Here is a 10,388-nt window from a genome sequence, read left to right as displayed (position 1 = left end):
CGCGAACAGTGGCGGTCCTTGGACGCTGATTTCTGGTCTGACGACCGCCCAGCGGGTTCGCGGACGATCATCTACGGACACAACGGCAGCGGAAAGTCCACCCTCGCGGAAATGCTTCTCGGCATAGCGGAGGGCGATTGCACCACAAGCGTCGTCTGGGAAGACCCTTCGCAGCGCCCGGTGAACCTCGATCAGGGCCCGATCGCCGCGCCGGCGCCGATGGCTGTCTTCACGAAGAAGTGGGTCCAAGCCAACCTCGATGCATTCCTGAGTGGAGACCGCGCGACGGCAATCGTCACCCTCGGTCGCGAAGCCATTGATGCGAAAGAAGAGGAGTCCAGGCTCGTCGAGGAAGTCCAAGACTTCCGGCAGCAGGCCGAAGTTGCACTCGCGAAGAACAACTCAGCTGAACGCGATTCCACCGCTATTGCCCGCAAGGTGCAGGACCGCATCGTGTCGGAGCTGAAAGAGTTTGACTACAGCTACTACACCAAGAATCGATTCACGATCACGAAAGTGCAAGAAGACCTCCGTGCTCACACCGGGGAAGGTCCGGATGAGAGCGCACATGCCGAAGCGTTGAAACGTCTCGGCGAAGCTGAATCTGAGGAGGTCCGCGAGCCTCAGTCCCCGCCGACCGGACTCGTCACCAGGCTGGTGGGACTGAAGGAACTGCTGGAACGGACCCCCACCCGCGTCGCCCTTGAGGAGTTGCAAGGGGCTTCCGCGGCGCAATCTTGGGTCGAGCAGGGCCTCGAACTTCATATTGCGCTAGACCACTGCCTCTTCTGTACTGGGCAGATCGACCACACCCGCCGTGAAGCTCTCGCACGCCACTTCGATGAAAGTTGGCTGGAGATCAGAGCTTCAGCTCAATCAATGCTCAGGTCATTGATCGAGGAACGGAAGCAGATCGATTCGTGGCGAATTCGGCTCCCGGAACCCAACAAGATTGATAGCGGCCTCCGGCCGGGGTACGCGGTCGCCCTCGAAGACCTAGACGCAGAGTTGGGAAGTCGGAAGGACATCTACGACTCCCTCGAGTCGGTTCTGCGAAGCAAATCTGAAGACCCCGGGCATACACCTGACGAGCCTGACTGGGACGGCCTCAAGACGATTCTGTCCACGACCGAGATCTCGGACAGAATCGCGCTGCACAATGAGCGCGTGCGGCAGCACGCTCAGAGCACGAGGGATCGAAAGCAACTTGTCCTCGACCACATCGTGAGTTCTCAGAGCGCGGAGTACCGCCGACTTGAGGGTGAGGCGAAGTCGCACCGACGAGAGCACGGAGACCTCACGAGCGCCGCCGATACCGCCGACCGTCGGCTGGATGAATTGCGCAAAGCTCGATTCACGACCAAGGACATGGCTGACACGCTGACGGCTGACCTCGCTCGTGTCTATGGCAAGAACCACCTCAGCATCGCCGTCACACATGATGGCAAGTCGTACGAGTGTCGTCGCAGCGACGGCCCGGGTACCGACCTAAGCGAGGGTGAGCGGACTACCTTGTCGCTTCTCTACTTTCTTCGGAGCCTCGAAGATGAGCAGACGCATGGTGATCACCCGTCGAAGCGCTTGGTGGTCGTCGATGATCCCTCGAGTTCCCTCGACAGGGAGGCAATTTTCGCAACGCATCAGTGGCTCCACGATCGACTCCGCGACTATGGCCAGTACGTCGTGCTTACTCACGATTTCAGTCTGCTTCGTCTGTTCTTGAAGTCTCACAAGAACGCCTGGGGGAAGTCGATGAGCAAGATCAGAAACGACGACCCTGATGAGGCCCGGTTCCCGAAAGTCACCTTCCTCGAGATCTTCGCGGACACGAGTAGGGGGCAACGGCGATCGCGCATCGACCATCTGCCGAAGTTCTTGCTGAACAACACATCGGAGTACGCCTACCTCTTCTCGATGGTGCTATCGGGAATCACCGACCCGGACGACCACGAACGCCTCTTCCTTCTGCCCAATGCGGCCCGCCGAGTCTTGGAGGTCTTCGCCAGTTACAAGGCTCCTCACCGCACCGACTTCCTGCAGCAGCTCGAGGTCTTGGTCAGCGCGCAAAAGGGCGAGCCCTTCAGAGACGTCTACGACTTCTGTAATCGGTTCTCCCACGGGGAAGGGGGTGAAAGCACCGACGTTCTGGACGGTCGGACGGTCAACCGTCAGTTGCGTCGGGCGGTCGAGTTCATGCGCTCTGTCGACGAGGAACACTTCGACCGCATGTGCTCGGCCACCGGCAACCAGCACTTCGTGCTCCCCGGGTGAGCGCGCTCGCTGGGGTGGTGCGACCTCCGGGGGGACGTGAAGCTTTGCCTCCTCATGTCCGAGTTCGTCGGTGGTCCTGGAGCCAGTCTGCGACGTCGGAGGCCGCGTATCGGACGCCGGCCCGGTGCCGATGTAGCGCATCTGGGCGAGTTGTCCTTCGCTGACGCCGAGGTGCTCGGCGAAGTACTCCGGGCACAGGAGTTGTTCGATCATCGGGTCGGCCACGGTGAGTCCACCTGCCGCGTCAGGTAGTCGTACCCCGACCCGGCAGACAGCTTCTGCAAGGACACCGTCTCGACCCTCAAGGCCACGCAGACGGCTCCCGGTGGTCAGGGGGAACGCTGAGTGAAAGAGGTGTGTGGGGGAGTCGGCGGGCTGAGGCGCGGACGAGTGAGGCGATTGACACGCAACTGGTCGACTTGGCGTCCGGGACTGCTGCCCAGAACGGCGTGATTTTGGGTTCCCGCCTGTACGGGGTTGCGGACGCGCGGCACTTCACGTCCGTGTTGGTTCACGGGCCGCCTGAGTCCTTCTCCATAGCGGTGGCGAGATCGGAGAGCACGCGTGACATCCTTTCCAGCCGCGCGACGACTTCGGCATTGCCAGCGTTCTGGCCAGCCTGGTCCGTGTCAGGAGCGTCCTCTTCAACTGCGAGTAAGCGCAGTCGGTGCCGAACGCTGCGCGTCGCGGAAAGTAGGTCGTGTTCCAGTTGTTCACCGACGGCTCCCACAGCTTCGATCCACGGCGCGTCTTGGGCGATGCCGTCATTGATGGCTCGCCAGAGCAAGGCCGTTGCCGTTTCACGCGACAGCCGTTCGAGACCGACAGCAATGGCGACCAGCGGGGCTTCGTGCTCGCTAGTTGGCAGTCCGTCCAGACCTCGGAGACGACTGAAGTGCCAAGGACGCTCGTCGCCCAGTCTGTCGAGCGCGACGAAAACATGGTCGAGCACGACGCCGGATACCGCCCCTGGCGCGGTTCGTCGGGCTGCCCAGATCTCAAGGATCGTCGTCACGATCGTTGCTCGCTGCTCGACAGTCGTGCTGGTGTCACTCTCCGCGGCGACGATGAGTTCGGACAGGTGGTGTGCCATCCATCTCGCTGTCAGTTCGTGGTCCTCGAACGTTGCGGCGAGCATCCGCCCGAGCTCGAGGACGGCATCAGTATTCGGTCCACCGTCCTTGCGAATCGATGAGATAGGTCTTTGAGGACCATTCGATCCAGTGGAACTCATCAGGGTCCTCGTTTCGTCGGTAGGACGGGGTGTACTTCTCGCGCCTGCAGTCAACGGAGAGAACAAGGGACGATCCTGTGGCAGCCAAGATCTCAAGGAGCAGCAACCGGTCGACTTCGAGTGTTTCGCCCTTGGTTCCTGTGACGCGATCTGATGCGACTTGCTCCGTAGCGTCCCAAGCCCGACTGCGCATGAGGCAATTCCCATCCCTGTGCCACGAGCGCAGGTCGACGTCGGGTTCGAGTGAGAAGCGCGTCGTGAACTCTGAGCTCAGACGTCTGGGCGGGAACCGCAGGTTCCGACCCAGCTCGTCTTGTTCGTCGATCCCTTCTCGATATCGGGAGTCGTCGATCCAGGGCGTCAGGCGGAACACTGATTGTGGCATTTGCGGTTCGAGGTCGTCGTAGTCGCGAATCGTCGGGAGACTGCCGGATCCTTGGTTCGATTGACTTGTCTGGAGAGCGACAAGGAACGCACGGGCGGTTCTTGGGGAAATGAGCGCGCTCGAGATGCGAACTTCCTCCGAGAGCCGACCGAGCGTGGACTCGAACGAAGCGCTCACCGTGATGCGATCCGTGCCGTGCCCGGCAACTGGCGCGAAGTCCTGTCGAGCCAGAGACCAAGGCCAAGTCTCATGGTTTGCGCCAGAGATCCTCCACTCAGGCGAGGGCGATGGTGGAGGGTCTCGGCGGTCGGAAAGCCATCGCCCGTCCCGCCGTGTCGGCAGGTACTCCTGGAGCCACGCTGTGTAGTCATCGAGCTCGCTCCCGGGATCCTTCAGCGCTTGCTGGGTCAGGGCGAGTTGAGCCCCCAGGACAAGGAGAGAGTGGATCGCCGAGTAGAACCTGAAGTCCTCCTCGCGGGGCCAGCTGCGGTGGTCGGTCGTGGAGCCACTCTCGAACACGTGTGCCGATCTACGGGCGTCCCGCTCGTCGTCATCGAACCCAGTCACTTCCTCGGCGATGGCCGCGGCCTTCTGGGCGACGACAGCTTCGGAGGTGCCGAAGGCTCGAGCTAGGTGGCTGCCCCAGTACGACTGAAAGTCGTAGAAGAACGGGTACGCACGCCGACTCGATTCGACCGGTCCCTCGGCGCCGAAGGGATCGGAGTGGTCCTGCCGGTGCCCCCACTCGACCAGCTTGTGATCAGGCATCAAGCGGCGGTTCAGCGAGTCTGCCGCGATCAGAGGTGCAAGCGGAGGCACCCCGCTGAGAGCCTGCAAGACCCGTTGGGCTGTGACCTGGTTGGCCGCATGCGGCGGGCCGTCCAGAACGCTCTGAAGCCACGGCACGAATGGTGCGAGCATGTGGGCATTGGGTTCCGAGGCTGCCCGCTCGAGGGCCATGAGGGTCCACAACCTTGAGTGGAGCTCGTACGGCTTGAATCTAGGATCCGCGAAGTGCCGCCCGTCGTGAGTGCCATCAGCGTACGAGGCGAGTTGCTCAAGCGTTCTCGCGTCGCCGAGCTGCACGAGAAGGACAATGGCGTGAGCCGCCTGCCATCGACGTCGTGCCGCGATGTCTCCGCAGGCTGTCCAGATCAGGCCGGCGATGCCCTGGTGGCGGCTGGGCATCTCCCACGCGGTCCGATCGAACGTTCCGTCGGCCGAGCCGCCGGGCGGGGCAAGGTCGTCGAACAGGCTGCCGAGCGCATCGAAGACTCGGGCGGCTTCGTCGTGTTGGAGGGTTTGGGCGATGTGTGAGGCGAGGCTGAAGCACTCCTCATGCTTCAACGCGTGCGCTCTGCTTCCCAACTCCGCGAACGAGATTCTCGAAAGTTCTCGAGGGTCGGCTCTGGCTGCTTCTGCGAAGTCCCGCAGTTCGGATCGGTCGTACCAGCGCGTGCAAATCTCGGACGCGAATCGGGTCGCGAAGGCATTGCCGAGGGTCACGACAGCCGAGCGGAGTCCCGCGGATGACGGCCGACGGCCGGCAATGCGTGCGGCCGTCACAAAGTCCGACTCACGTGCACCGGGCGCCGCAGCTAGCGCGACAAGCACTTCTGGGAGTTCCGCCGGCGACTTTCTCAAAGCGGCGGCCATCAGCTTCGCGCGCTTCTCGCTGTACCACTCGATCTTTCTGAACGCGTGGTCCCAGCCTGCGGCAGTGGTGAAGTCGTGCTCGGCCGCGACGCGACGGGGTTTCGGCCGATCTCGCCTCGCCGGAGGTTTGCCGCTCCAGCCAGAGGTCTGCTCGGGTTCCCGCGGACGCTCACCTGCTGGTTGGTCGAACCGGTAGTGCTCCCCGAGTACCCGGCTGGCGGTCTCGGCCTCCTCGGGCTCTAGCTCCGAAATTGCCTGTGCCCACGAACTTGTCGGCCGGAAAGCCAGCAGCGCCAAGGTGCCGACGTGGCTGCCCGGCGACCCGACGCTAAGGACCACCGGGGTGAGTAGACGCTCGTAGTCGACCGCCCGGCGGTCGCGCTGTCGTGACGCTGCGGCGTAGTAGCCTGACGGATCCAACTGAAAGAGTGGCGTCGCCAGTTGTGCTGCATCGAGACCTCCGTTCGCGTGAAGGGCTTCGCCGACCTCGAGAAGACGGTGAGCACGTGCTGACTCGCTGCCGTTTCCTATCGCACGTGCGGAATTTGTGAGGGCGTACCACCGAGCGCCAAGGTCGGATCCGACCAGTTCAGACTCGTGATCGGCGATGTTGAAGATCGCCTCCGCCTCGAACGCGCTGCACGCGAGCACAGCGCGTGAGAGCGAGAGGAGTTCGTCCACTCGAAGATCGGCATCGATCCGATCCTGCTGGCAGCGATCAACCCCTCGATTGGCCACCGCTACGCCGAAAGCCTTCATGCTCTGGTCGCGGGCCGTCGCCCTGACGACTGGGATCCGAGACCGCCCGAGATAGATGTCCGATGCTTCATGCCAGGCCTCGAGGCCCCCTAGAAGCCGCTTGTGCGGAACCACCGCGAGAATTCGCACGGCCAGTTCGGCTACTCCGTTGATGCGCACGAACGGGGTCTGATAGTCACCGACTTTTGGAAAGCCCGACTCCGCCAGCGACTTGAGGTCGCGGCGGACACTCTCGGTCGGCCCGTCAAGGATGGCGTTGACTAGAGAAGTGGCCCACGGGATCAGATCAGGAATGTTCGCCTGAAACGACCGAGTATCCCGTTTGCCACCGTATCGATCGTCGCTGAGAGTCGCCAGAAAATCCGGATTGATCAGGTTGGCCACCGTCAAGTCATGGCGGGCCAACCTTGCGTGTAACGCGTGGAGGACTATCACCCCAACGGGGGACAACCCGTGGCCCCGTTCCCCCACGTGATTCGGCAGGATTTCCAGGTGGATCTCCGCAATTTGGCGCGCCTCCGAATCGTTCAGGCAGCCTGCTCGTCGCCCGTGGAGCAGAGCCCATGTAACCGCTCGGACATCCGTCTCGTAAGCATGCGGTCCTCGGTCATGCTTGAACGGCTTCTTTCGTTTCTTCAGCATCGAGCACACCGCCTCGATCGCGGCATCCGAAGGAACTGCCGCATACTCGAACAAGACCTCGAAGCAGCCGATCTGGAGATGCTTGGTGGCCGAGGCAGAAGCGGCGACCTGACAGATCTCGTCGATTCGGTCTGCGTCGGCGAGTTTCGAGCAGAACGCGGCTGCGGCTTCTCTCACGAAGGGCTTCGGACGCCAGGAGCTCAAGAACTCAGCGGCGGCATCTGGGCCGTCGAGATTGATGATCGACAACGCCAGGAGGGCGATCTCGTCGATGCCAACGCTCGTGCGCAGGTGATGATTTGCTTCGCCGCGCAGTCGGAGGATGGCATGGATGGTGTTGAGCGAGGACGTGACGCGGGATCTCGCAATTCCTTTCAGGGAGTCGAGTTGGGACAGCATGACCGCCTCGACGTGCAAGTTTGAGCCTGGCCAGTCTGCGGCGAGGTCCCGGCCGGTCGTCAGTCCCTCGACAACCTCGGGCTGCATGAATCTCGCGGCTAGGTCGGGGTGCTCGCGAAGCATCTTCATGCGCCGCGAGTAGCCCGACAAGAGCGTGCCCGCCCTCACCGCGAGAAGTGCAGCATCCGAGTTCCGCCGTGACTTGAGGGCTGCCCCAAGAGCAAAGCGGGTCCGGGATCGAGAGATCTCCTGCGACTGAAGCTCGTCCGCGCTACCTGGAAGTCCTTCGTCCGACAGCGCGAGCTGGACGAGCTCGTGGAGCATCCCTGCTTCAAAGAAGACCTGGGGCAGTGCCGCTGCGATGTAGGCAGAGTCGGATGCCAATGGCGCGATGCGATTTGCGAAGGATCGCATTCCGGACTCTGGCGGAAGATGATTGTCGCGGAACCATGTCTCGGTCGGCTCATCGCGGAACTGCAGCGCGTGTTCATTGAAGAACAATCCGCGGCCCAATGCCACGGCGAAACTCCGTACCGCATCCGGCTCGAGACCGGTGATGTCTGAAAGGTCCTTTAAGGGGATCGTCGGATGCAGGATGGCGAGGGCTTCACACAGAGCCGTGAGTTCTTCAGTGGACATCTGCCCTTGAGTCGCGACACGTTCGATCATGTCGGCGAGCAGGACGTCAAGTGTCTCGCCCGGGCGGGCCTGTGCAATCGCTAGCTTCTCGATCGCCGATGCGGCGCTGCTACTGCCGCTCATAGCCATCGCTTGGACGCGAGGGTTGCCGGAACTCAATGCGTGGAGTTCCAGTCCGTGCCCTGGCGTGGCATCTGGGAACTCGCTGCGGAGGTGCTCATAGGTGGCGTCCTCATCGAAACCGACGAGCGGTACTCGCCGAATGCTCCGGGGGAGCGAGAGTCGGCCCGCCCGCTCCGGCCGACACAGAGCGACAAGGCGGAAGTTGCTCGGCCATTCGACAGTGAACAGGTCCTTGATGAAGTGCGCCTCACCGTAGTCCGCTGCTGCGAGAGCCGCGTTGTCAGCGGCGTCGATAATGACCGTCAGCAGCGAGTCGGCGTGGCGTAGCGCGAGTCGTTCACATGCTTCTTCGACCTTCGCGATGAACGCTTGCAGGTAGTCGGCGGCGCTCGCGGTCTGTGACGGTATCAAGACAGAGGCGAGCCCTTGTCCTGCTAGCTCGTTGGCTAGTTGTGTCAGGCCGATGTGGTGGGGATGTCGCTTCGTGTGGAGGTCGCGGTAGTCGCCGCCCGCAAAGCAGTCGAAGACCAAGCTCGTGGAACGGTCCGCAAGCTCGTCGACCAGCAGGGACGTGAAGACGGACTTCCCGACGCCTCCGAGAGCAGTGACAAGAAGTTTCTGCTCCTGCCCGGCTTGAAGCAGTTCGGCGACGGTGGTGACGTCAGCCGTCCGGATGATGTGGTCGGGCCGCTCCAACTTGGCGGGCGCAGGGAGTAATGCCCGATGGGTCGTACGGAGTGTTATAAGCAGATCGTTGAGGCCGATCGTATTCGTCTTGGACTCATGCCTCGCCATTGCGGAGATCTTGTACATCAGCTCGGCGAGCTCCGCTCCTGAGCCTCCTCCAGGGACGAGCGATGCGATCTCGCGGTCCAGCGCCCGCTCCACGTCCTCGAGTCCCGCGGACTGATCGTTGATTTCGAATCGCTGCAAAAACTCTCGCTGGCTGCCCTCGTCAGGTCCGAATGACATGTACCGCTGCAGATGCGACGCTTCGTTGGCATGAGTCGCGTCACGACCGCTCGTGAGCTCATCGATGGTTTGCCGGACTCGATCCGCGAGGCGTCGATTCGTGACGAGACTGAATTGGATCTTGAGCTCGTTCCCTCGGTCGCAGGCTTCGCGGTAGATCGCCGAAAACTTGCCCAACACTGTCGACAGCTCAGAACTCGTCATCGGTTCGTCGACCCGCATCGATGAGTGCTTCAACTGGTGGTACGCGACACGGTCCGCAATAGAGAAGTTTGTTCCTCCGTAGTACTCCGCGACATCGATGATCTCTTCGGCGGCGACGTCTTCGCCATTCGAGGGTCCCTCGATGCTGAGAGCCTCGAGGCCGGTCGAATCGTCGAGGAGGCGAAGTGCGCGGAGGGAAGCCCAGAGGTAGTGGTACTGATCGCCGCTTCGAGTAGTACGAACGACCTGGGCTCCTCCCATTCCCGAACTCTACCGACTCCGACGCCCCTCATCGCGTGTTGAGTCGTTGAGTCTCGTGGCCGGCCGGGGTTGATGTTCCGAGGCTGAAATTGCATCGAGGTCCGGGAGGTGTAGTGAGTGGCGCGATCCCGACCGCGACGATCCGCATCCCGGGAAGCCGCTCGCTGCGTTTCGAGGGCCGGGATCTCGGAGCCGAGGTCTCGTCCTTCCTGGTCAGCATCGACCCCGGGGGAAAGGGCTCGGGCTGCACCGCCATCCCTACACCGAGACCTGGACCGTGCTCGAGGGTGAAGCCACCATCAAGATCTGCGGCACACGGCGGCCTCGCTCGCCGTCGCTTCCGGGGCGACCGTCAAGGCCGTCCAGCGGATGCTCGGGCACAAGTCTGCGGCCATGACACTGGATACCTACGCCGACCTCTTCGACGACGATCTGGATGCCGTGGCTGCGGCCATGAATGACGCCGCGATGCTGTGGCGCGCACCTCGTTGAGCATCGCTCCGAGTGCGCCCAGATCGATCGGATACTCAGAAGAGTGTGCCCAAAACGGCTTTCTGAGCGTCTGCTGTGACGATGAATCGACTGAAATTTCAGTCAGAATCGCCGATTCTGACGAGTAGGCCCCGTGGGACTCGAACCCACAACCCGCGGATTAAAAGTCCGCTGCTCTGCCAGTTGAGCTAGAGGCCCTGGCGGGGATCAGTCTGCCACCGTCGCTGCTCGGTGTGCGCCGGGTCGAGGCGTGGCTCAGTGCGAGGCGCCGATCTCGACCAGCAGCACACCGCCGGCGATCAGGGCGATGCCGAGGCCCATGACCCACGTGAGCGCCTCCTGGAAGAGGAG

At 62.4% G+C, this 10,388-nt stretch carries 4 protein-coding genes and 1 tRNA gene; 2 read left to right on the top strand and 3 right to left on the bottom strand.

Going from position 1 to position 10,388, the window contains the following annotated elements; all coding sequences use genetic code 11:
* Positions 1–2,271, top strand: a 2,271-nt coding sequence (locus ABD127_RS19015) for an AAA family ATPase (protein WP_344204498.1), incomplete at its 5' end; no start/stop codon positions are given.
* 511 nt (positions 2,272–2,782) lie between these two features.
* Here the strand turns inward: ABD127_RS19015 and ABD127_RS19010 are convergent.
* Together ABD127_RS19010 and ABD127_RS19005 are read right to left on the bottom strand one after the other, a co-directional pair.
* Positions 2,783–3,409 (bottom strand): hypothetical protein, encoded by a 627-nt coding sequence (locus ABD127_RS19010; protein WP_344204495.1) that lies wholly within the window; start codon positions 3,407–3,409, stop codon positions 2,783–2,785.
* Between the two features lie 22 nt (positions 3,410–3,431).
* Complete coding sequence (locus tag ABD127_RS19005; protein WP_344204492.1) at positions 3,432–9,545, bottom strand: hypothetical protein; 6,114 nt, start codon at positions 9,543–9,545, stop codon at positions 3,432–3,434.
* Between the two features lie 306 nt (positions 9,546–9,851).
* Here ABD127_RS19005 and ABD127_RS19000 point away from each other — a divergent pair, with 306 nt between their 5' ends.
* On the top strand, positions 9,852–10,037 hold the full coding sequence (locus tag ABD127_RS19000) for a tyrosine-type recombinase/integrase (protein WP_344204500.1): 186 nt from the start codon (positions 9,852–9,854) through the stop codon (positions 10,035–10,037).
* A gap of 125 nt (positions 10,038–10,162) precedes the next feature.
* Here the strand turns inward: ABD127_RS19000 and ABD127_RS18995 are convergent.
* Positions 10,163–10,235 (bottom strand) — tRNA-Lys (locus ABD127_RS18995).
* Between the last annotated feature and the right edge of the window lie 153 nt (positions 10,236–10,388).

This window comes from Aeromicrobium alkaliterrae (assembly GCF_039529015.1).
Classification (GTDB): domain Bacteria; phylum Actinomycetota; class Actinomycetes; order Propionibacteriales; family Nocardioidaceae; genus Aeromicrobium; species Aeromicrobium alkaliterrae.
The sequence above is the reverse complement of the archived record's forward strand: the minus strand, read 5'-3'. Positions and strand labels throughout refer to the sequence as shown.